The organism is Nitrospira sp., assembly GCA_037045225.1.
Taxonomy (GTDB): Bacteria; Nitrospirota; Nitrospiria; order Nitrospirales; family Nitrospiraceae; genus Nitrospira_A.
The window spans coordinates 2,289,687-2,312,624 of sequence record JBAOHZ010000009.1 but is presented as its reverse complement, the minus strand read 5'-3'; the positions used below and the strand labels follow the sequence as shown (position 1 = coordinate 2,312,624).

General features: G+C 55.7%; 21 protein-coding genes and 1 tRNA gene. 7 read left to right on the top strand and 15 right to left on the bottom strand.

Translation table 11 applies throughout. The annotated features are described in order from the left end of the window. Window positions 1-27: 27 nt before the first annotated feature. Together ttcA and V9G17_11700 are read left to right on the top strand one after the other, a co-directional pair. Window positions 28-903 carry a tRNA 2-thiocytidine(32) synthetase TtcA gene (gene ttcA, locus V9G17_11705; GenBank protein ID MEI2753255.1) on the top strand — a complete coding sequence of 292 codons (876 nt, stop codon included), beginning with the start codon at window positions 28-30 and terminating at the stop codon, window positions 901-903. 633 nt (window positions 904-1,536) lie between these two features. Beyond that, the gene (locus tag V9G17_11700) at window positions 1,537-1,998 is read left to right on the top strand and encodes a hypothetical protein (GenBank protein MEI2753254.1); all 462 of its coding nucleotides are present in this window, start codon (window positions 1,537-1,539) and stop codon (window positions 1,996-1,998) included. 23 nt (window positions 1,999-2,021) lie between these two features. On the opposite strand, the gene msrA is transcribed toward V9G17_11700, so the two are convergent. Further along, window positions 2,022-2,567: a peptide-methionine (S)-S-oxide reductase MsrA gene (msrA, locus tag V9G17_11695; GenBank protein MEI2753253.1), complete on the bottom strand. Its 546-nt coding sequence runs from the start codon at window positions 2,565-2,567 to the stop codon at window positions 2,022-2,024. 31 nt (window positions 2,568-2,598) lie between these two features. Next, entirely contained in the window at window positions 2,599-4,128 is a 1,530-nt protein-coding gene (zwf, locus tag V9G17_11690) for a glucose-6-phosphate dehydrogenase (protein ID MEI2753252.1), read from the bottom strand. A 259-nt stretch (window positions 4,129-4,387) separates the two neighbouring features. Here zwf and V9G17_11685 point away from each other — a divergent pair, with 259 nt between their 5' ends. Continuing rightward, window positions 4,388-5,224 (top strand): energy transducer TonB, encoded by an 837-nt coding sequence (locus V9G17_11685; protein ID MEI2753251.1) that lies wholly within the window; start codon window positions 4,388-4,390, stop codon window positions 5,222-5,224. A gap of 33 nt (window positions 5,225-5,257) precedes the next feature. Here the strand turns inward: V9G17_11685 and V9G17_11680 are convergent, their stop codons facing one another. Then, window positions 5,258-5,578, bottom strand: a complete 321-nt coding sequence (locus tag V9G17_11680) for a PilZ domain-containing protein (GenBank protein ID MEI2753250.1) — start codon at window positions 5,576-5,578, stop codon at window positions 5,258-5,260. A gap of 371 nt (window positions 5,579-5,949) precedes the next feature. Here V9G17_11680 and V9G17_11675 point away from each other — a divergent pair, with 371 nt between their 5' ends. Together V9G17_11675 and V9G17_11670 are read left to right on the top strand one after the other, a co-directional pair. Beyond that, window positions 5,950-6,072, top strand: a complete 123-nt coding sequence (locus V9G17_11675) for a hypothetical protein (protein MEI2753249.1) — start codon at window positions 5,950-5,952, stop codon at window positions 6,070-6,072. A 356-nt stretch (window positions 6,073-6,428) separates the two neighbouring features. Beyond that, the gene (locus tag V9G17_11670) at window positions 6,429-6,851 is read left to right on the top strand and encodes a PilZ domain-containing protein (GenBank protein ID MEI2753248.1); all 423 of its coding nucleotides are present in this window, start codon (window positions 6,429-6,431) and stop codon (window positions 6,849-6,851) included. Here the strand turns inward: V9G17_11670 and V9G17_11665 are convergent. The 3 genes from V9G17_11665 to V9G17_11655 all read right to left on the bottom strand — a co-directional run bounded on the left by V9G17_11665 (window position 6,808) and on the right by V9G17_11655 (window position 9,549). Beyond that, window positions 6,808-8,175, bottom strand: a complete 1,368-nt coding sequence (locus V9G17_11665) for a DUF3422 family protein (GenBank protein ID MEI2753247.1) — start codon at window positions 8,173-8,175, stop codon at window positions 6,808-6,810. The genes V9G17_11670 and V9G17_11665 overlap by 44 nt on opposite strands. Before the next feature lie 148 nt (window positions 8,176-8,323). Then, window positions 8,324-8,488: a hypothetical protein gene (locus V9G17_11660; protein ID MEI2753246.1), complete on the bottom strand. Its 165-nt coding sequence runs from the start codon at window positions 8,486-8,488 to the stop codon at window positions 8,324-8,326. 332 nt (window positions 8,489-8,820) lie between these two features. Then, window positions 8,821-9,549 carry an OmpA family protein gene (locus tag V9G17_11655; GenBank protein MEI2753245.1) on the bottom strand — a complete coding sequence of 243 codons (729 nt, stop codon included), beginning with the start codon at window positions 9,547-9,549 and terminating at the stop codon, window positions 8,821-8,823. A gap of 700 nt (window positions 9,550-10,249) precedes the next feature. Between V9G17_11655 and V9G17_11650 the strand changes: the two genes are divergently transcribed. Next, window positions 10,250-12,544, top strand: a complete 2,295-nt coding sequence (locus tag V9G17_11650) for a restriction endonuclease (protein ID MEI2753244.1) — start codon at window positions 10,250-10,252, stop codon at window positions 12,542-12,544. Window positions 12,545-12,635: 91 nt separating this feature from the next. Here V9G17_11650 and V9G17_11645 read toward each other — a convergent pair whose 3' ends face one another. From V9G17_11645 to V9G17_11605, 9 genes are all read right to left on the bottom strand, one after another. Further along, entirely contained in the window at window positions 12,636-14,786 is a 2,151-nt protein-coding gene (locus V9G17_11645; GenBank protein ID MEI2753243.1) for an AAA family ATPase, read from the bottom strand. Beyond that, entirely contained in the window at window positions 14,783-15,421 is a 639-nt protein-coding gene (locus V9G17_11640) for a hypothetical protein (protein MEI2753242.1), read from the bottom strand. Before V9G17_11640 ends, V9G17_11645 begins: the two co-directional genes overlap by 4 nt. A gap of 1 nt (window position 15,422) precedes the next feature. Next, window positions 15,423-16,766: a hypothetical protein gene (locus V9G17_11635; protein ID MEI2753241.1), complete on the bottom strand. Its 1,344-nt coding sequence runs from the start codon at window positions 16,764-16,766 to the stop codon at window positions 15,423-15,425. Between the two features lie 743 nt (window positions 16,767-17,509). Continuing rightward, window positions 17,510-17,788 (bottom strand): type II toxin-antitoxin system RelB/DinJ family antitoxin, encoded by a 279-nt coding sequence (locus tag V9G17_11630; protein MEI2753240.1) that lies wholly within the window; start codon window positions 17,786-17,788, stop codon window positions 17,510-17,512. A 214-nt stretch (window positions 17,789-18,002) separates the two neighbouring features. After that, window positions 18,003-18,079 (bottom strand) — tRNA-Arg (locus V9G17_11625). Window positions 18,080-18,165: 86 nt separating this feature from the next. Further along, the gene (locus V9G17_11620) at window positions 18,166-18,684 is read right to left on the bottom strand and encodes a shikimate kinase (GenBank protein MEI2753239.1); all 519 of its coding nucleotides are present in this window, start codon (window positions 18,682-18,684) and stop codon (window positions 18,166-18,168) included. Between the two features lie 66 nt (window positions 18,685-18,750). Further along, window positions 18,751-19,605, bottom strand: coding sequence for a shikimate dehydrogenase (locus V9G17_11615; GenBank protein MEI2753238.1), 855 nt, complete (start codon window positions 19,603-19,605; stop codon window positions 18,751-18,753). A gap of 65 nt (window positions 19,606-19,670) precedes the next feature. Continuing rightward, the gene (locus V9G17_11610; GenBank protein MEI2753237.1) at window positions 19,671-20,432 is read right to left on the bottom strand and encodes an SDR family oxidoreductase; all 762 of its coding nucleotides are present in this window, start codon (window positions 20,430-20,432) and stop codon (window positions 19,671-19,673) included. Then, the gene (locus tag V9G17_11605) at window positions 20,429-21,307 is read right to left on the bottom strand and encodes a tRNA (adenine-N1)-methyltransferase (protein ID MEI2753236.1); all 879 of its coding nucleotides are present in this window, start codon (window positions 21,305-21,307) and stop codon (window positions 20,429-20,431) included. Before V9G17_11605 ends, V9G17_11610 begins: the two co-directional genes overlap by 4 nt. A 300-nt stretch (window positions 21,308-21,607) precedes the next feature. Here V9G17_11605 and V9G17_11600 point away from each other — a divergent pair, with 300 nt between their 5' ends. Next, entirely contained in the window at window positions 21,608-22,864 is a 1,257-nt protein-coding gene (locus tag V9G17_11600) for a sigma-70 family RNA polymerase sigma factor (protein ID MEI2753235.1), read from the top strand. The last annotated feature ends 74 nt before the right edge of the window (window positions 22,865-22,938 follow it).

Here is a 22,938-nt window from a genome sequence, read left to right as displayed (position 1 = left end):
GCCCCGGTTGCGCTACAATGCCGCGCCATGCAGCGCACAACCACGCCACCCTCCGCAAGCACCGCGCAGCCGGCCAGACGCTCAGAGGAGGTCGAACGCGTCCACACGCGCCTCTGCCGCCTCACAGGACAAGCCATCGCCGACTACCGCATGATCGAAGACGGCGACAAGGTCATGGTCTGCCTCTCCGGCGGAAAAGACAGCTACGGGCTCCTGGAGATTCTGCTCTCCCTGCGCACCCGCGCCCCGATCCATTTCGACATCATTGCCGTCAATCTGGATCAGAAGCAACCAGGCTTTCCGGCGCATGTACTCCCGGACTATCTCACCACGCGAGGCGTGCCGTTTCACATCGAAACGCGCGACACCTACTCGGTCGTCAAGCGGCTAATCCCTGAAGGCCAGACCACCTGTTCGCTCTGTTCCCGACTCCGGCGCGGCCACCTCTACCGAATGGCCACGGAGCTGGGCGCGACCAAGATTGCCCTGGGTCATCATCGCGATGACATCCTGGAAACACTGCTCTTGAATCTGTTGTTCACCGGCAAGATGAAAGCGATGCCGCCAAAGCTCCGCTCCAAGAGCGGGCGTCATCTGGTGATCCGCCCGCTCGCCTATGTGAAGGAAGCGGATCTGGCCCGTTACGCCGCCTTGCTCCAGTTCCCGATTATCCCCTGTGACCTGTGCGGCTCGCAGGAGGATCTGAAGCGAAAACAGGTCAAGGTGTTGCTGCGCGACTGGAATGAGCGGTTCCCCGGCTCGAACGACAGCATGTTCGCAGCGCTGTCCAATATCGCGCCATCCCTGCTGTTGGATCGGCACCTGTTTGACTTTGCCGCACTCACAGCGGACCAGCACCCGACTGAGCCGCTCGCGAGCGACTCCGAGGATGACTTGCTCTAACCCGGTGAGGGTGATCGGGGACGGCTGGACGACGCGGGTCGTCAGACCCGGTGACGGAGATGGGTCCGACGGCCACACCGCAAACAACGATGGGGATAGTAGCCGATCAGGAAAAAGAAGAAATCAAGAAGGCCCTGACGGCGAGACCGCTTCGTATAGCCTGAACATTTTCCACAAAACGACATAAGACGCGCTCGCAGGCCTCAATCAATTGGCACCTAGGAAAACACCTAGGGCCCAGGAAAAGAATCCTACAGAAAACCCCCTGGACACTGCAAGTCTAGTTTGTTCGACACAACGGCGGGTCTCGATCAAGGATCGCCCATGACTCACATTGACACAGCGCCGTGATGGGACGGCTGAGGAGGGGGACGAGGCGAGCCCTGTCATCAGGTACGACGGCGAAGACGAAACCGGTACAGACAAATCGTGCACCGGAACGGATAGAACCCGACCAAATGCATCACAAAGTCTTTCCAGCCATGGCGGCTCACTCGCTTGGCACCGCCTGAACACATCGGGCAATAGACCATCGGAACCGTCGCGACGCGCCTTTCTCCATCACATCAGGTACAATCACCGGGGTGTGCGAGGTCGTGAGTGTGCAGAAGTTTTTGCGAGGACGCAAGCCCCATGGCCAGGAAACCCGTCGGCGAGACATCGCGCGCGGAGCCATCCCCCAGACGCGGAGCCGAACCTCCGCTCTGGTCCATCGCGGCCGCAGCCGGCGTGATTATCTTCACCCCGATGCTGCTCTACTCCATCGCGCCGGAAGGACCGATTCGAGAAGGCGATACCATCTTCTCCAACGGAGCCCACAAAGTTGTACTCTTCGAGCCCGACCGTTACCGACAAGTCGGCTATGAGGCGACCTGCATGCTCGACCCGAAAGACCCGCTCCTAGTCACGCATCCTCCTTCGGAAGATGAGTCGGGCGAGGTCATCATTGCCCAGGTCCAAGGGAAACGTACGATCGAGTGGCCGTTTTGCCCGCCTCAAGCCGAACTACGCGTCAAACGACATCACATCACTCAGCAACCCAGCATCCTTCAAGACATACGCGACGGACTGCTGCGCCTGTTCACCCCTTCATAACGAACGCGGTCTCTCGACCGGTGCTACGTCTTGAGCAGCGCGGCATATCGCTGGCGAAACTTCGCCACTTTCGGCCCGACCACATAGGTACAGTACCCTTCAAGGGGATTCCGCGCGAAGTATTCCTGATGGTAGGCCTCGGCTTCAAACCATTGGGTGGCCAACGCCACTTCCGTCACCACGGGGTTGGGGTACAGATGCTCCCGGTCAATCGCCGCAATCACATCTTGCGCAATCTGCTGCTGCCCCGTGGAATGGTAAAAGATGGCGGATCGGTACTGCGTACCGACGTCGTTCCCCTGTCGATTAAGGGTCGTGGGATCATGAATCGCAAAGAGCACCTGCAAAAGATCGCGATAGGTCACCATCCCGGGATGGAAGGTAATCCGCACAGCTTCCGCATGCCCGGTCCCTCCCCCACAAACTTGCGCATAGGTCGGGGCCGCCAGCTGCCCGCCGATATAGCCGGACTCAACCGACTGCACACCCTTCACCTGGTCGTAGACCGCCTCAAGACACCAGAAACAGCCCCCCGCCAGGGTGGCGATCTCCGTCATTGCCTGTCGCATTGTCACCTCGTCGGTTATTCACCCCTGCAGACTAGGCCCACCCTCCGTTCCACCACTCCCGCCCCTCCCGCCTCAACAAGGCCTCGGCCTCGGGCGGTCCCCAACTGCCGCTCGGATAGTTCGGGCACGCAGCAGCCGCAGGGAGGGACTTCCACACATCGAGAATCGTTTGCACCACGGCCCAACCCAGCTCAATATTGTCCGCGCGTTGAAAGAGCGTCGCATCACCGGCTATGGCATCGTGCAAAAGAGTCTCATACCCGGTCTGAGGAGCGTTGCCGAAATAATCGGCATACTGAAAGTCCATGTCCACCGTCCCGATCCGCACCGTCGGTCCCGGCACCTTCGCGTCGAACCGCAGCGAGATACCCTCGTCGGGCTGAATGCGGATCACCAGCACGTTGGGTGCCAACCGATCGACCCGCGTTTTCCTAAACAACATAAACGGCGCGCGTTTAAACTGCACCACGATCTCCGTCAACCGGCTCGCCATCCGCTTTCCGGTCCGGAGATAAAAAGGCACCCCCGCCCAACGCCAGTTATCGACGAACAGTTTCATCGCCACGTAGGTCTCGGTCATCGACTCAGGCCCCACGTGCGGCTCCGAGCGATACCCCACCACCGCCTTCCCATCCGCTGTGCCCGGGCCATACTGCCCGAACGCAACAAAGCGCAACACGTCCAGCGAACTCAACGGCACCACCCCGCGCAACACCTTCGCTTTTTCATCGCGTACGGCATCGGCGGCAAACGAATTCGGCGGCTCCATCGCGAGGAAACAGAGCAGCTGCAGCAAATGATTCGGCACCATATCCCGTAATGCGCCGGCCTGTTCATAGTAGCGGCCGCGATGCTCGACCCCGAGACTTTCCGCGACGGTGATTTGCACATGGTCGATGTACTGGCGATTCCACACCGGCTCGAAGATGCCGTTGGCAAACCGGAAGACCAGAATGTTCTGGACCGTCTCTTTTCCGAGATAATGATCGATCCGATAGATCTGCCGTTCCTGCAGAACCCGTTGGAGCTCGTGGTTAAGCGCCCGCGCCGAATCCAGGTCCTGGCCGAACGGTTTTTCGATGATGACCCGGCGCCAGACCCCCTCACGTTCGACCGTCAGGCCATATTCCCCCAGATGCGTCACGATTCGACCGAACAAGCCGGGAATGGTGGCCATGTAGAAAATATAATTCCCCTGCGTGCCGGAATCGACATCGACCTGCTGCAGGAGCTCATTCAAGCGACGATAGGTACCCCCTTCTTGAAAATCCCCCGCCAGGTAATGCACACGCTGCAGCAACGCCTGCCAGACCGATCGATCGACAGTCGCCGGCAGGTAGTCGCCCATGACCCGATCCAACTTCTCTCGAAACTCCGCCGTCGTCATTTCCGGACGATCCAATCCCACCACGGCGAACTTTTCCGGAAGGAACTGGCCGGCCATGAGGTTGTACACAGCCGGGAGCAGCTTCCTCTTGGCCAGATCCCCGTCAATGCCGAAAATCACCATCACACAGGGTGTACGTACCTGAGAAAGATCCATGATCGGCTCAGCGCTCATATTCGATACCTTTCATCGCACAGGCGGCATCCTGCCTAATCCCTGCCGCAACCGCAACCTCATCACCGGACCTCCGGCGATTCTGCCATTTGAGTAGGCCCCCAGCCCAACCCGTGCTACTGATGGACGGAACGATCCGCCAGGCAACCACCGACGCGGGATTGATATGATGCGGCCAACGACTCCGTCCTCGTCTTTATCCCAAGCATCGATCCGTTGGCCATCACGAAGGTGGCCCACCCTGGCCGCTCTGTGCGGAATGCTCGCCCTGGTGACCGATGTCGGACACGTCAGCGGCACCACCCCGCAACTCACGCCACGGGATCTGCAGATTGAGATGTCGGCAGAGAGTCTCGTCGGATCACTGCCGGCCAATCGGGGCCTCACCGTCTCGGTTCATATCTCGACATCGCCGGTTCTGCAAGACACCCCGCTGGTGGCCGTCTTTGAAATGCCCTCCTCGGCTCCGCACACCGTTCCCTTGGAAATCGATCATGCCCGGCACCGGTATTCGGCCACCGTGAACCTAGGCCGGTTGTCGGGCACCATGGGAACGCCCCTGAAGGCGACGGCCCTTCAAGTCCTCATCGGCCATCAGCAGGGGTCACACGTGGAAGCCCTCGTACATCGTACCGTTGTGGTCACCCTCGCGACTCCGGGATATGCCGACCACCGTTCCAGTCACGCTGATCTCGCCAACCACATCGCCCAGGGCTCAGGACCGACCCGAAACCAGCCCACGGAACTGGCGCTGCTGGACGGAGCTGTAGAGGAAGAGGAGTTAGTCGGAACCAGAGCACTGCCGCGGCAGGAAGGGTATTGGAAAATGCTGCAGCGGCTCATCCGTAAATGCATGACAGAGGGAGGAACCGCTCGAGTCAGCAAAGATGCCGCGCGCATGTCAGGCATCGGCTTCCGCCTCTATGCCAACGGCGAGGCCCAGCTGATCGAAGTCGAACGGAGCTCCGGAAATGTGGCATTCGATCAGGCAGCGGTGCTGGCCGTCGTGAATGCCCATCCATTTCCGCCGTTTCCCCCCGGCACCAAGGACACGCAGGTTGACGTGCATGTCGATATCCCTGCCCTCTCCCGCTGACAACACACCGACGCCTACGGGGCCACACACGTATCAATTGTTCTGCGTCCGCTTGAGCCAATCGATATACCGCTGCAGCCTCGTTTTCTCCTCGTCATGCACATGAACAAACTCGAGACCAAAACCCGTGGCGTCCGTCCAGCGTACCTCGGCCACCTCAACGGTCATCGGCTCATACGGAGGCGGAAACTCGATCTGGAGAGCCAAGCGTGCGCGCGCGGCGAGCGATTCCTCACTCACGACATGGCACCCTTCTTGGGACAGGCTGGTGATCAACCCACCCCCGGCAACCGCCTTACCCGAAAAAATTAACGGTACCTCGATTTCATAGCGGGGACTATCGCGACGCTCCACATGTGCCTTTCGTCAGATGAGTGGACGAGATTCGCTCCACGAATTGTCCGGAGAGGGATACGCTCTTCCGCAACCGAAATCAACCGGTTTACCAAACAGACACCGAACCGCCAGTCCCTGCCCAGTCGATACTCCGTTCATTCAATCCGCATATCTGTAAAAATACACTCTCGTGTCTTTTTGACACAACTACGTCATTCCACTCCAGCGAAAAAATACTCACACGACTCCGAACCACGAGCAATCTGACTCGAGGAAAACCTTCCACTCCTGGCAATCGGCTGATGCGTCGGCTGGCACGAGGGTTGCTCATTATTGCGGGTGAGGGTCGGTCACTCAATCAGAGTCCACACCTTAGAGGGAGACGCTCCATGGAATACCTCTCCGAAATTATCATCACTGTTATCGCCTTCGTCGCCTTGATCGGACAATGGGTGACGGACCTGCTCACCATGTCGAGCAGAAGCCGCCTGGCAAGCCAGGACAGCCGATAACGCAGCCCTCAGTGATCATGGATCACCACAGAGGTCGGAGCCATACTCCATGCATGTCACCACCGCACGTTCGCCCAACCGGAGACCCATCGGAATAGCCCTGGCAATCGTCGTGCTGGCCCTCTTGCCATTTCCTGTCAGCATTCCTCTGACAGTGTGGCTGACAGGCCATCGTCATCAAACCGACACCCCCTGACATCCCGGCATCCATCCCCGGCATGGATCCCTAAGTATTTCCACTCCCATCCCCTGCTGGAACCGATGGCGGCCCATCTCCCGGCTCAAGTTCGGAAACCTCCCGACCGATAACGTCTCTATGCCCTCCGGACCGAGGGCCAAGACAAGGAGTCCCTCTCATGAACACGAATCTGCGTTCATCTGCCCGGATCCCCGTCACCTATCGTGTCCACCTGTTGGGTGATTCGATGATCGGCCAAGGCACCTTGCTCAACCTCTCCGGACCTGGGTGCGCGCTTGAGACCACGCTGCCGATGCAACCGGGCGACTACCTCGAACTACATGTGATGGCGCCGGACCAGGCACGACCGCTCACCGTGGGACTGGCGAAGGTGCGATGGGCCACTGAGCAGCAAGCTGGAATTGAGTTTATCCGTATCCAGTGTGATCACCAGAGCCGCCTGCAGCGCTTGCTCGAACAGATGCTTGAAGATCACCAGATGATGTGTCGACTGATCGGGCCGATAGCGACTGGACGGGAAGCGCAGGAGGTGGAGATCAGTGCGCGGACGAATCCTTCGCGGAATTCGCCATCCGTTTGACGATAATCTTCCGGCCCACGGTCATCAGCGTGAACGACGTGGCGAACGCAATCGGGACAAAGATCGCGGTCGCGACATTGGCATTCTTGAGCCACCCCATCTCATAACAGGCCTTTAACACGTAACTGCCCAATCCCGTCAAGTAGTAGGTGATCACGATCACGGAGAGACTTTCGACCGTGCGCTGCAGGATCGCCTGAGCCCGCGTGGTGGAATCCACACTGATCAGCAACTTCATGTTCTGATCCTGCAATTGAATATTCTGCTCCTGCAATCGCAATTCGATGTGCGTTCGAAGCACGGCCACCGTCGCCTCGAAATCCTTCTCCATCGCGTCGATACGCCGGAGCAGCTGCTGATAACCTTCCGTGACCCCGGTAATCTTCCAACTCACATACTCTGAAATCTGGCGAAACGGCGGGTAGGGCCGCTCTTGCAACGCCACCAGGTTGCTCTGCACGATACGGTCATAGGGCACCGAGGCGGACAGCCGGTACCGCATCGACTCCGCCAAGCGACTCACCTGCAACAGGTCCTGAGTCAGGACCGTCAGCCATTTCTGCATGGTCGGCGGGGTCGTCCCACCGAGCTGCTCGATCAAGACGGCCCGTTGATAGAGGTGGCGCTGCTCATAGTCATGAATTTGATCGACGGCGCGCGAAAACGCCTTCATCGGCAACATCACCAGGTGGTAGTAGTTTTCAATGGCGACGATCGTATCCACAATCTTCGCCACTTGTTGTCGCAACGCTTGTTCGGAGGTCGAACAGATAAGATACCGTTCGCGGTCGAATTCATCGGGGGTAAAACTCGTGACGGCCACGATGTCGTCGCCCAAAATGCGGCTGCCGTACACCATCGCACCGGGAAGCCTCGCAGGAAGCTCTCCTTCAAGGGGAAGCTCTTGCGGCAGGAACAGCAGATCGAGCGCATTCACGCGGATGCCGAGGGGGGACAGCGGCATCATGTAGCCAGGAAAGGTAATCGGCCCGAAATCAAGCGGGGCGCTGGGGTCGCGAACGACATGCCACACCTGGTAGCTATAATACTCCGTGTGAGCTTCCCACACGACGACGAGACGGTCCCCATTGGCCGCAACTTTAAACCCGTAGCCAAAGCGCTCTTCCACGGCGCCCTCGGAAATCTCCAAGGCCTGCAGAAGATGCTGGAACTCCCGACGACTATTGGGGCGTTCCACCGGCGGGTTCGCCATCCGATACGCCACATGGTGAATGTGCGCCGGAACACCGAGCCATTGCGGAAGGTACTGTTTATTGGATTGATGGATCCGGTTCAGAAATCCCGACGGTCGGGAATCTGCCACGGAAGGCTCCACATGGTCCGTCATATCACCCGTCTCTCAGGCTGAAACGAGAGGAAGGCTCGTCCTGGATTCACACCAGCTCGTCCTCAATCAGGACGAACGGGGCCCCGCAGCCATGCAGCCGCGGCGGCACGGACGGCCACCGTCACTACTCGTCTTCCTCTTCAATATCCTCAATACCTTCGTAGCTGACATCCCCTTCATGGATGGAAGTCGCCATCTTTTCACACGCCGACTCAATGATCTCTTCAGCCTCCTCGGGGGAATCGGCTGAAATCAAGAATTTCACGGTAATTCCAAAGCGCTGGTTCACAATCGTACTCCTTCGGCGAATGAAGGGGCAGAAAGTCTGCCCCCTGCTGTGGCTCAATACCATAAGCTCCCGCGTATTGTCACTCTTCTGTCTCACGGAAAAGGAATGGGGCAAGGAATGGGGAGGGCCGATCAGGTTCAGCTCCCATCAGAAATGAGGCCGAACTCTCCCCGCGGAGACGGGGGCCACTCGATGCCAGGAGTCAGAATTCGGGGTTGAATTCGATGGAGGAGGAGAGCGCCTCGGGACCAGGAGGGGAAGACACAGGTCCGCGTAGCGAGAAAAAGCCTGGTCCCGGCACCCACTCACGGGAAGACACCGGGACCGCTCGACTATTTACGGAGCAGCATGTGGCCGCGCCGATTCTGTTGATGGCAGGCCTCGTCGTGCTCGGCACAGAAGGGGCGATCCTTGCCATAGGACACAACCGCCACTTGCGTCGCATTGACCCCCAGATCGACCAGGTAACTCTTGGCCGCCTTGGCGCGTTTTTCACCCAGTACCAAATTGTAATCATGGGTGCCGCGCTCATCGCAATGCCCGGAGATCTTGAGGAGCGCCGTGGGGTTCTCCTTCAGCCAGTCGGCATTGGTGGTCAGTGCCTCGCCTCCGCCATTGTCTGCCACGCTGTATCGGTCATAACCATAGAAGACGTCTTTCAGTCCGGCTTCCATCGCCGCCGCTTCCTCGCGGCGAATTTCGGTATACCATTTCTCACTGCTGTCACTACCATCGACCGGCCTCAGCATATTCCCGATAGGGCTCCGGCTCAGCCGTTCCTCCCCGGAAATCTGCCCGTTCACCAGAGGCGAAAACCCCCGCAACCGCCCCCCCTCCGGCTCAGACAAATTATCTTGTCGTCCAAGGGAAGGGTACTGGTCACCCTGCTCACTCGCGACACCGTTCTGGTTCGCAGATCCATCGCCGGAACGGCTCGACGCCGACTGGGACTGCTCATCGGAGCCCGACTGAAACCACTTCATATTGCTACAGCCCGGTGCCGCTAACAGAACCATTGCCATTCCGCCCACCATCAGTTGCGATGCGCCACGGTGCTTCATGAACCTTACTCCTTCACGCTGGGGTGTAGCCGCTGCCAGACAATACAAATATAGCATTCGCCACGTTTTACGCAGGATTCACCGCCGAGCCTTCATAAACACCCTGTATTCCAGGTGATTGCACGCGGTTTCCCAGGCAGCGCGTGCCTAGGCTTGGCGGCATATTCCCTTCAATTCCAAGGGATTCCGAGGGTGCTCCGCAGTGACAGAAGCACACTCAGGTCCTCCGGGAATCAACGGGTCAGGAGCGTATTGGTGAGGGAGTTGGAGAAGTCAGGAGAGAGGAGAGATGATCGTAGCGCCATACACGACGTCGAAGACTACGGCAGACAAACTCTTGGTGCGCCCGGAGGGACTTGAACCCCCAACCCTCGGATCAGAAGGACGACGAAGTACCTTAGAGACAGACAACGATCAGGGAGGACAGATAGACATGTTCTCTTTATAGATCAATGCTTTTTGCCTCAGTCCATGAGGATCACTGGTGATTGAGGCATACCTGCAATCGTGGCCAAAACCGGGACCGAACCGGGACCAAAACCGGGACCAAAATTTGGTTAAAATTTCGAGGCGATTCCTGATTTGGATTATGAAATGGCTTGCCAAGCCTTATCCATTCCTTCTAGATAATCTATAAGGAATTTTATAGCCTGAGCATGGGTAGGATTCTAAATAGCTTAATCCGCAGATCCGCGATCTGATGGCCGACTACGACTTCCGATCTCTCTCACCTCATGATTTCGAGTTGCTGAGCCGTGACCTATTGCAAAAGTGGCTCGGAGTGCGACTCGAAAGCTTTACCACTGGCCGCGATTCCGGCATAGATTTTCGACACAGTTCGGGGAACGATAAATTAATTGTTCAGTCTAAACATTACGCCGAATCCGGTTTCAATGCTCTCCGTCGGGCCCTAATTGGGGAAAGCGACAAACTTAAGGTCCTTAACCCGTCAAGATATATTGTAACCACCTCCGTTGGGTTAACCCCCGGGAACAAAGCTGACTTACTTGGCATTCTCACACCATACTGTGTCGGACCCTCCGATATTCTCGGGAAAGATGACCTGAACAACTTACTAACCGAATACACTGACATTGAGCGCGCACATTTCAAGCTGTGGTTGACCAGTTCGATTGTATTAGAGCGAATTCTTCACGCTGGCATATTCTCCGACTCCGATGCACATCTCGAGCGCATTCGTCTAAGACTTTCTCGCTATGTTCCAAATCCAAGCCTTGACCGAGCGCAGGAAGTACTACATGAATCTCACTTTTGTATCGTAGCAGGAATCCCTGGCATAGGAAAAACCACTCTCGCCGAGGTCCTACTTGCAGATCTCGTAGAGCGGCAGGGATTCGCGGCGTTCCGCATCGCCCATGACCTATCGGAGTTACGTCCCATAAAGAATCCAAAGTCAAAACAGGTTTTTTACTTTGACGACTTCCTTGGGAAAACATCGTTGAATAAGCTTCAGAAGAACGAGGATCAGCGTCTTGTAGAGCTGATGGCTGAGGTAGCAGCGAATCCAAACTGGCGCTTTATTCTAACTACGAGAGAATACATTCTGAACATCGCTAAACTACAGTACGAATCGTTCGCGAACCCTCCGGTAAACTTCAAGATGTGTGTGATAAACCTTGGCGATTACACAAGGAAGGTGCGAGCAAAGATTCTATACAACCACATTTATTATTCTGATTTGCCTAAAGAATACAAACTTGCTCTGCTGGAAAATTGCGCCTACGAAAATATTCTTCTCCATCGTAATTACAATCCGAGAGTAATCGACTACATGACACAGAGCACACATGCTCTCGGAGTGACTCCCACTCTATACCTTCAAGAGTTTGTCGATAGCCTGCACAATCCGACAAGAATATGGGACCACGCATTTCGTTATCAGATATCAGAAGCCGCGAGAAGCTTACTGTTTGTGCTAACAACACTTTCTGATGAAACAACTTTAGAGAACCTTGAAAAGGCCTTTTGGTCTTTTTATCAGCTTCGGCAGAAACGTTTCGGCTTTTCGACTGGACCAGGAGATTGGGTTGATTCGCTCAAGGGGCTTGACGGCAATTTTATCAAGAGTAGAAAAATTGGAGATGACGTTATTATCTCATTTCACAACCCATCAATTCGGGACTTCATGGAGAAATTCCTGGAGACCTCGGATTCTGACACTACAGACCTCCTGCGTGGGGCCTCATTCTATGAGCAGTACACAACACTCTGGACAGGCCATCGGGGCAAACGATATCCAGCAATTGATCGTGCAGCAATCGAATTTGTACGAATGCTATCTAGCAACCTATGGGGACCGAGCGCGAGGACAATCCATAGGGTAAACCGGCAGGGTGAAACAGTGGGCCTCTCCTCTTACCCACCATCCAATGAAAGCCGGGTCCATTTTTTGATAAATGTCATAGACGAACTGAAACTTAAAAGCGCTACGTCCATCGTTGAATCGGTGCTTGCTCAGATGAGTGCGCTATGGCTAAAGGGGTCGGGTGACAAGGAGGATTTGATCCGTCTTTTGCAAAGTCTAACTAAACGAGGACTTAAAGAGCATGAAGCAGCTTTTACCTCTGCGCAGCACTGTTTATTATCGGACCCAGAGACGGATGCAGAGTTTCGGGCTGCAGCTGATTTTTATCATGACTACCCTAAAGCGGTTTCGCATGAGAAATGTGACGCTTTGAGAAAGCTGTTTAGAGCATTTGCATCAGATCATCCTGCAAATAGTGATGACGATCCGGATTGGATTCGAGGTGCCGTAACAGACATCGAATATGTCGGCGAAAGAATCGGCATAGACGTAGAAGAGTACACTCAAAAGCTCTTAGAGCGTGCCGAGGAGATTGAAAACGATCGTGCCAACGTTTCAGAGCCCGATGATGACGATAGAGACTGGGGAGGGTCCGAATCCAGTGATGATGACGTTCAGAGCATGTTCGAGGGACTAGAAAGCGACCTGAACGAGCCTCGAGGGAATTAGACCTCCCCCCCTTATTGATAACCGATGCCTAGCCAGGCTAGAGAGTCAGCCGATTACGCATTTTTTGAGGAATGTATTCTCCGGCATTAAACTAGGCTGTGAGTATACTGTGGCGTTGGGATTGAAATGGCACTTCTGATGAAGTCAGTTCAGGGCCGTTACGCGTCCACGATTGAAGTGTAATAACCTTTGTTTTTTGATTGCTTTCAATAGGTCTCAATTTCCGCATGAGCAGCTGGCTAAAACGCTCATCATGCGTGGAGATCAGAAGCTGACGCTTACCTCTAGCTCTTCGCAGTACATCCACTAAACCGAGAAGGTTAACATCGTCTAAACTTTGCAACGGATCATCAAGTACGGCCATCTCTAAAGGAATCGAGGAGGTGGCCAGATTGAACGACAAAAACACTGAGAAGGCTAAAGCATTTAACTGAGAGCTGCTGAGGACTCCGAGAGGATCTTGTTTCTTAACATTACCAACGGGATCCTCAATGAGAACATCCATTCGGCCTTTACCTTGAGTGTATTTGCTGAACAGAGATGTACGAGTGAAGGCGGGATGAGGAACTATTCTGGCGTAAATCCTATCTAAAAGTGGCTCTATCTGCTTGATTTGCGATCCAACCGCCACCGCACCAACCTCTCGCAACGCATCAATCATTTGAGTCGCGGTTTGCCTGACCTCCGCATAAGAATCGTACACTGTCTTCTGTTCCTGATATGCCCTTTCTAATGTGGTCAACTCCTGCTGAAGCTTGCCTTTTTCCAACTGCTCTGACAGGCGGCTCAATGCTAGGGACAGCTGTTCTCCAGAAGAATATAAATCCCTATAACGACGGTCTCTTTCGGTGAGGCTTGTTCGAGCGCTCCTAAGAGTTGCAGACAGGGGAGAATGCTCCGGAGGTGTAATATTGAAGGACGCCAGTTGCCTTAATGCACTTTGCTGGAGCGCTAAATACTCGTTCCGCTTTTCGACAAGCTGACGATAATGCGCCTCCGCAACCGAGAGTTTCGCTTGTGTCTGCGATAATTCATTAGATAAAGCATTCACAGTAGCTGCCTCTATGGCTTCCGACGCTGGCATTTCCTGCCCACTAGCCAATCGCTCCAATCTCTCTCGTGTTGTAAGTTCGTCATAAGCTTGACTGCACACAGGACAATTTTCACCGAGATGGCGCAAGGCTAGAGATGCGAGTGATTTAAGGCTTTCCTGGGATTCTCGCAGGTCTATGAGTCGACGCCGCTCTTCAGCTGCCTTTGTTTGAGCATCTGCGAGCTTAAAATTCACTTCTTTCCATTTTTCTCTAACCTCGGTCAACTGCAACTCGGCATCACTAATCTCCTCGTCGCGAGGAGGAGCCGTTTGGAGGCTCTCAAAATCCCGGTCAAGAGCATCTAAAGTAGCTATCCGTCGTGAACTTGCAGCCGTCTCCGTTTGAATCCTTCGCAGAATCGCGTCAAGACTTACTGAGGCTTCAGCAGACTCGATAGGAGGAATAGCATCATAAGCTAAACCTATTTCACCAACACTTCCCCACCAAAGCTGCCACGAGTCCGCCAGGCTGGAAACCAGCTCACTATCACTTGCGCCTCGCCTATCGATTTGCTGCCGCACTTGTTCTAACTGTCGTCGCGTGACCTCCACATCGGCCTCACGCTGGGTGATTGCTCGGCTCCAGGCAAGCCGTGCGCTTTCAAGCTGCTTCTGAAGTTCCGTAATACGACCTGCTCCCACTAGCTCACTTAGAGCCTGGAATCGCTCAATATCTGATTCACTTTCTATGAAGCCTCGCACTAGATCTTGCTGGAGATATACGCAATGCGTCAGCACATTCGCTAATGTTTCAAAACTTTTCTCACTCGAAAGAGCGACAGGCCACAGTAGCTCTAGCAAACGGTTCTCGCCTTTTCGGGAAACTAACTGTTCGTTTCCTTCCTGAAGAGTGAGAGTCATCTGTGTGCCATCGTATCGTCTGCTAACACGTATAAGCCCAGTTGACTCGTTCGACAGAGTTAACGTTACCTGTGCATAACCAAACTTGGCATAGAGCGAGAGAACCTTGTCCTGAGCCTTCTTTAAGCGCGGCAAGGTCCCACACAACCCCCACAAAACAGCGTCTAATATTGACGTTTTACCTGTTCCATTTGCCCCATTAACCAAGATCACGTCTCCAGAAAAGTCTAGAGACACCTTTTCTGAAAAGGAGCGAAAACCCTCGACTTCAAGGGACTCGAGTCTCACTGTCCCTCCTTCTTCCTGAACAGACGCTCAAGCAAAGGTTCCTGCTTCTTAAACGCATCTACTATCACTGTAGCCGAATCAAGCGGCACGCCTTGGGTCGCTAGCAAACCAGGGAGAATCTCAAGCAATGAGGCGGGCCCTACATCAAATGTCCCTACATCTATAGGTAGAAATGGTAGCAAGACCCTTTCGACATCAGAGACTGTAAGAAGCTCTTCTCCTGTGGCCACAATCTTACGAACGCGTGAAACATCATGCCGAATCTTTTCGATCTCACGTTTATCGGCTACGGTTGGAAGCGCAGGGTTGATAAGAACTAAATAACCCTCCCATAACTTTGGATCTGATGTGCTTAATTTTCTGGAAATTAGGTCTACGACGGCACCTTGAGCAAGGTGCCAAGAAGCAAGCAAGTCACTTAAATGATCGTATACTACTATTGCTACTATAGAGACAGCATCCTCTGCCAATAACCAGTGCCCAGAAAGCACCTCCGTAGGTTGCTCACGTTCAAACTCGAGCTTGTCCTGATTTGTGCCCGCGATCAACGGATCACGTACTACCACATACGCAGCCATCTCTAGTAATCGTTGGACCTCAACGATTACTGTTATTACACTCAATGGTTGGCTCACCTCAGGCGTTCCCTATCATATCTTGAATGATTTTGGGATATTGGCGGGCCTTAAAAACATCTGTGATTGAGCGCTTGGGTTTCCCTAATACTAAATTATCTAGTTGTTCTCCCATAACGATATCCGAAGGTAGTTTTGTAACTTCTGGCGTCCCTTGGACACCAGAAAGAAGGAATATAACAGGTGTAGGTTTTGACGCTTTGGCGATTTCCCTTTCGAAATGCGCAAACATCGGTTCAATCATTGCAAAAGTTCTAGTTCCCCTACCGGATATTGGAACAACAGTGCAAACAGGCTTTCCTGCTCGGTGCAGAGTTATACACCCAGCGATATCAGGCCTGGCCTTCGCACTTGTGATTCGCTCTATTAGGGCTATGCACTGCACTAAATCGGCATATTGGTCGTGATGACACCCGCGATGAGGGAGATAAGACACTGTCATTTCAAGTTGCCAAACTGCTCTTATCCGGCCAAGTGCAATCAACCCAAGCGTTTTTAACTCGCCAAGAAAGCCATCGCAATCCTCATTCTGAATAGCATTGTTCGTTGCAAAATCAGCGCAGCTATCACGCAACACTCTAATATGTTCTTCAGCTACACGCGCTGCCAAGGCCTTCATGAATTCGACCCAACCAAGACTAATATGCTGTTCAACGGTAATAGCTAAACTACTGGCAAACGCGGAAGCCTCCAGTTGCCCTGGATCCACATAGTAGACCTTGTGACCAATTGGAACTGCAGTTTTAATCCGCTGAACCGATTCAACAAGTACTTTAGCCGGAGAACCAAGTCCAGCAAAGACCAAGTGGGGCGTAGCAGACACCCTTAACGAAATTACCTCCTCCCATTTTCCTTGCCATTCCTGGGTTAGTTGCTGACTTCGCAGTATCCAGTCCTCAAATTTAGCCCCAGCATCGCGATGGAGGTAAATGAAGTTGCATACCCCAACCTGAGAGTGGTCCTGCGGGCCGTACACGACACTAACATTCGATCCCGCGTCGACAACAGGTAGGGCGTGCTCTTGAGCATGATCAAAATTGAGGCTTAGAACATCAATAACAGCACGCTCAACGAGAAGGGCAGCAGCAATAACATGACCCTCGTTAGGCTTTGCATTTCTAAACTCTGTGACAGGAAGACGGCTCACTAACTCTTCCTGTTTGTTGTTTCTTTTAGTGTAGACCGCATCTGCCAGCGCACTCAGGTCGGCTGGATCCGCACAATCTCCATTCACCAGAACACCGTCAGCTATCAGTCTTTCATGGGCATCTTCAGCACATTTTTTGGACAGGGGAAGTCTCGTAGGCGCTTCAATGGACGACCCTGCACCAATAATGATTGCCACTTTGCCCCCTGTTGGGTCTGCAATAGCTCCTAGCAAATCGGATGGTACTGTCGGCACGCTGAACCCCGCAGTGGATGCTCGTCAATTCAGATATCTTGAGGCCAGCGGGAATATAGCGCTGTTTGCTTCGAATTTCGAGGCCTTCTGTTCCAACACTTTGTAGGTCTAAAGGACAAATACCTTTTTGATGGCCAACCCCTCTTAGACGAGCCGATTCGTTGCGATCCGACTGGAAGTGTCTTCCTACTTTGACCATATAGATCAAGTGAAGCGGGGGCTGCGCCCCCGATCCCCCCGGCCGTCCGGTCCAGTGGTCCGGAACGGCCGGGCGGCCTCGTTGGGCGGACTCTTTGCGTGACGAATCTCCCCATGGTTTCAGTATCCCTTTTCTCTTCTCTGTGTTTGTAACCCACGATCAAACAGAACGGCGGCCAAGCTAACGCATCGCCGCCTTCCCAAAAGACGGACCATTGTTTCCTCTCACCCGTAGAAGATTGTGGCCGGGTGACAGGGTGCGACTGATCTGATCGATCATCGTGCCCAGAGCTTCACGATGAACCGATGCGATCAGTGGCAGGCGAGAGAGCTCTCTGTGTAACCGGGATCAACCCAAGCACGTTTTTTGCGGGTGTGGGGCGAGCCAGTACGCTCCAAGCAATGGTCGTCTATGTCCTGCCCGCGTTTTTTTTGGCTACCTTCAGATCTTTGAGAAACCGAGTAGCGGGCTTGAGGGTGAGCAAGGTTTATACGCCGGTATGGTTTCTGAGGGCGTGGAAGGTCTTAAAGGAAGGGAGCTTCTCCGGCTTCTTCGTTTCGCCCAGGGCGGTCATGGTCGTGGCGTTTGGAACGGTGACAGGGAAGGGAATGCCTTGATGGCGTTCGACCTGCGCATAGAACAGGCGGATGGCTTCGGCTTCAGTGAGGCCCAGACGATCGAAAATCTTCACGGCTCTCTTCTTGAGCCCTACGTCGATACGGATGCTAATCCGACTTGACCTTGATATGGGTGCGGCTTTTCTCATGCGGCCGATTGTACGCCATCAGGCGTATAAGTCGGTAACGATAGGCGGGAGATCCTCGGGCATCGCGCCATTGAGACGACTATGCGGTACGCGCACCTCGCACGAGGAGATCTTCCGGACGCCGTGAATCGAGGAAGTCTGGCTGGAACTGTGACCAAAACCGTGACCAAACCGGAGGGGGAAGAGCAAGAAACGATGCAACCTGTTGATTATATGGTGCGCCCGGAGGGACTTGAACCCCCAACCCTCGGATCCGAAGTCCGATGCTCTATCCAATTGAGCTACGGGCGCGCGCGGGTATAAGAACCATGTTACCGAGGGGATGTCAAGAAACGCGGCGCCCCACGGTGGCGTTCACCGCCAGAATGCTCGATACGTCACCCTGCCGACTCACGTGACAGTAGCCGCAGAATGCGTTCGGCAACCTCGCCGGTCGAGGCCCCATCGGTAGGGACTATGTGATTGGCTGCCGCCTGATACTTGGGTGTGCGTTCGGTCAGTACGTCCCGAATTTCCTCCGTGAAGGACTTCGTGCCCGTCAACGATGGGCGCTGGGTGTCACCGCCAATGCGACGCGTGATCGTCTCCACGGTCGCGGTGAGCCAGACCAGGGTCCCGGTTCGTCGCAGCGCTTCTACATTCTCCGGCCGCAAAATGGCGCCGCCGCCGGTATCGATGATCAACTGATCCCGAGCGGCAAAATCACGGCACACGGCGGATTCCAGATCGCGAAAGTGTTCCCACCCGAACTGCTTGACGATTTCGGGCACGGACAGCTGCGCCCGCTTTACAATTTCGGCATCGGTCGACACCACTGTGCGGCCGAGCTTGCGCGCCAGCATCTTGCCGACCGTACTTTTTCCAGTGCCTCGGTAGCCGATTAAAACGAGATTCATGCGAGGAGCCATGCCTCGAAACAAGGCGTGAGTGCGGATGTGTGCTGCTGAAGACCGGCTGCTGTCCTACCCAAAGCGAGACTCCAGGACCTGTCGCATCACGTCGGCCGGGGCCGGCTGCTTCGTCCACAGTTCAAACTGCAGCACGGCTTGGTTGAGGAACATCTCCAACCCGGAAATGGTCCGACACCCGGCCGCCTTGGCTTCCTGCAGCAGTTTCGTCTCACGCGGATTGTAGACGATATCCATCACCGTCAGTTCAGGCCTGAACAGATTGGTCGGCACGCAGGACTCATCCACACGTGGTGACATTCCGACCGGGGTGCAGTGAATCAAGGTGCGCACATGCGGCACCCAGTTCCTGAGAGTATCCAACGTGAGCGGGCCGTCCTCGATCGGAATTCCCGCTCGCTCCCGTAAATCCTTCACCAATTTTTGCCGCTCGGCCTCTTCGATCCCCAGTATGGTCAGCCCGGCGATGCCCGTCCCAGTCGCCAGTGCAAACGCAATGGCTCGGGCCGCGCCGCCGGAGCCCAGGATCAACACCCGATGTCCGTCGAGCAGTGCTCCGCCTTCCTTCAACGCGCGGAGTGCACCGGACGCGTCCGTGTTGTAGCCCTTGAGCTTGCCTTCTTCGACGACGATGGTATTGATCGCGCCGATGTGCTTGGCCGTCGGCTCCACCTCATCCAGAAATGGAATCGCCGCCACTTTGTGCGGAATCGTCACGCTGAATCCTCGTGCATTCCCCAGCGCCCGCAGGCCTTTCAACGCGTCACCGAGGGCTTCCACGCGGAAGGCGAGATAGACGAGGTCCAGCTCCATCTTTTGGAAGGCGGCATTGTGAATCGCCGGCGAGAGTGAATGTTCGACCGGATTGCCGATGATGCCGCACCATTGTGTCTGAGTCGTGATGTCCATACGCTACCGTCCTAGTTCCTGCGCCACTATTCCAGTTAGTCCAGGCCCCTACCGCCCCCTATCCCTTAGCCCTTGCTGATGGTCATGCCGCCGTCGATGGGGAACGTCGCCCCGGTCACCCAGGCAGCCTCGTCGGACGCGAGATACAACACCATCTTCGCCACCTCCTCCGGCTTCCCCGGCCGGCGTATGGCGTACTGCGCCAAGATCGGTTCGAGATGGGCGGGATTGGCCATCAACGGCGCGGCCATCGGAGTATCTACCAAGCCCGGGTTGACCACATTGCAGCGAATGTGGTCCTCCGCATAGTCAACCGCCACCGCGCGGGTCAGTGCATCCAGAGCCCCCTTCGATGCCGTATAGGCCGATAATCCACGAATCCCGACCAGGCTGGCCACACTGGAAATATTCACAATCGCGCCGCCCCCGCTCTTCATCAGCTCCGGAAGCGCCGCGCGGGTCATGCGAAAGACGCCCGTGAGATTGATGTCCAACACCTTCGCCCATGTGGCATCGTCGGTTTCATGGAGGCGCTTGCCGAAATCGCCGATCCCGGCGTTATTCACCACGATATGGAGCTTGCCGAAGGTGCGCAGGGTTTGTGCGATCACATCCTGCACATGCGCCTCATCCGTCACGGACCCAGGCACAGCCAACGCCCGCCCGCCGTTCACGCCGATGCCCTTCACCACTCGGTCGAGCTCTTCTTTGCGGCGTCCGGTCACCACCACAGAGGCCCCTTCATCTGCGAACAGCTTGGCGATCGACTCCCCGATTCCCGCGTTCCCGCCGGTAATAATAGCCACTTTGCCTTGTAACCGATTCATGCCGTTGCGTCCTCCCCCTCGTGACCTGCGTCTTCCTGCTCATCGGCGGCCTCTGTCTCGACCGCTTTGCTCTGGCGCGACCACCAGCCCTCTTCGACCTTTCTCGCGACGGTCAGGAAACCCGAATGCGCCACCATGCGATGATCCGGACGGACACTGCGCCCCTGAATCGACCAGGTCCGCAGCAACGTCTCGAAGGTTTCGATCATACCGAATACCGACGTGCGCTCCAGTGCGTCCACGGTTTGCATCACCTGTGGCACCGTCGGCACAAAACTCAAATAAATGCCGCCCGAGCGCAAGACCTTCGCCGCATGCGGCACGACCTGCCACGGCTCCGGCAGATCCAACACCAGGCGATCGAACAACCGCCCGTCTTCAAGCACATCAATCCCCTCATAGGCATTCTTGCGACATGGCATGAGGGTGGACACCGGCCCCATATAACGCTCGATGTTGGTCAAGGCCGTTCGGGCAAAGTCATCCCGGGCTTCATAGGTCACGACGAGTCCCGTCGGCCCCACGGCTCGCAACAACGCCATGGTGAGCGCGCCGGACCCGGTTCCGGCCTCGAAGACCCGCGCGCCGGGATAGACATCCGCCCACATCGGAATCAGCGACAGGTCTTTGGGATAGAGTACCTGCGCCCCACGAGGCATCTTCAGGACATACTCCCCGAAGGTCGGCCGTAGCGCGAGGAACCGCTTTCCCTTGGAGAGGGTTACGACGGTGCCGTCCGGCCGGCCGATGAGCTCATCGTGCGGAATCGTCTCGCCGCTAAAGTGATAGATATCCCCGGCTTTCAAGGTCAGGGCATATTGCCGCCCCTTCTTGTCGACCAGATGAACACGTTCGCCATTCTGTAGTTGTGACATAGTCCGGCATTCTAGGAGACTGCCGACCCGTTTTCAACCAAACCGCCACAGCGCAGACTCCGACATGCCGCACCGCCACACCTCTTGACAGTGACGAACACAGCCCTATCTCCCTTAAACAGCAATCCGGCCCGGCCTCAGTGTCGTAGTCGCACTGAGGACAGGAGTCGGAGGCAGGGGTACGCAGCCGTGAATCCTTTTGTCACCACACGGGCTCTAACGTAAGTGGTGGGATACGCAGCCTCTCCACGCTCTCTACCACAGCCAACCTCCCCAGGACGGGGAAGAGAGGTGACGACCATGAAAGACGCGCTCGCGAGTCAAGACGATACAGACCCGTCGGTGACCGCAGAGGTCGACCCTGATGCCGATGACCCAGAGGCCAGCACTCTGCTGGACAGCATTGCGCAAGACGGCCAGGGTGAGACGGACACGGACGGCGAAGACACGGCACCTGAAAAACCAGCGCGCTCGGCCTCTTCACCGTTTCTGCTTGAATCCCTCTACTTCCGCTCGTTCGGCGAACGTGCCCTGCTTGAGCGCGATGAAGAAATTGCATTAGCCAAACAGCTCGATCTCGGCACACGCCAGATTCGGCAGACCCTTCACCAAGCCGTCAAAGCCGGCAGCCGACTGAAACGGACCGAGCGCATCACCGAGTGCCTCCACACGCTCAATACCGTGCGCCGTCTGAGCGGCTTGTCGGCCACGGTGCTGAACCAAGCGGAACGGGCGCTGGAGGAGCTCCGATTAGATACACCCGGCGGCAAAGTTCCCGCCCCGGTTCGGAAGGAACTCGATGCCGCCCTAGACCAACTTCACACCTCACGGCTGACCCTGGAATCGGCCAAGGACGAGTTGGTGCGCTGCAACCTCCGCCTGGTGGTGAATGTCGCGAAACATTACACCGGACGCGGCCTCACCCTGCTGGATCTCGTCCAGGAAGGGAATATCGGCTTGATGAAAGCCGCAGAACGGTATCAACATCGCAAGGGATTTAAGTTCAGTACGTATGCCACCTGGTGGATCCGACAGGGCATTACCAGATCCCTGGCCGATCAATCACGTACCATTAGGATTCCGGTGCACCAGACGGAAGCCTCGAACCGCATTCTTCGGGCTTCACGTCGGCTCGTCCAGCAGTTGGGACGCCAACCACGCCTGGAGGAAGTGGCCTCGACCATGCGGATGCGGCCCGATCGGCTGCATGAGACCATTCAGGCCTTTCAGGAGCCGGTGGCGTTGGAGCATCGGGTCGGTGACGGCAGCACAGAGCTCGGCGAACTGTTACCCGACCAGCAGGCGGTCCCGCCAGACGCGCATGTGAACCGCACGGAACTCACGCGCGAAATGGATCGGATCCTTGGCACCTTGACCCCCAGAGAACAAACCGTCATCCGATTGCGGTTCGGGATCGGGGAAGACCAGGCCCGTACGCTGGAACAGGTGGGGCAACATCTCTCGGTCACTCGCGAGAGGATTCGTCAGATTGAAGCCAAAGCGCTCAAGAAACTCAAGACGCCGATGGTCAAGGAAATGTTCGCCGCCATCAAATAACTACGACATACGTGAGACGGCAGCGCGATGCGGGCGAGGGTCACACCTCGCCCGTGTTGCGTGAGCCGCCTTTC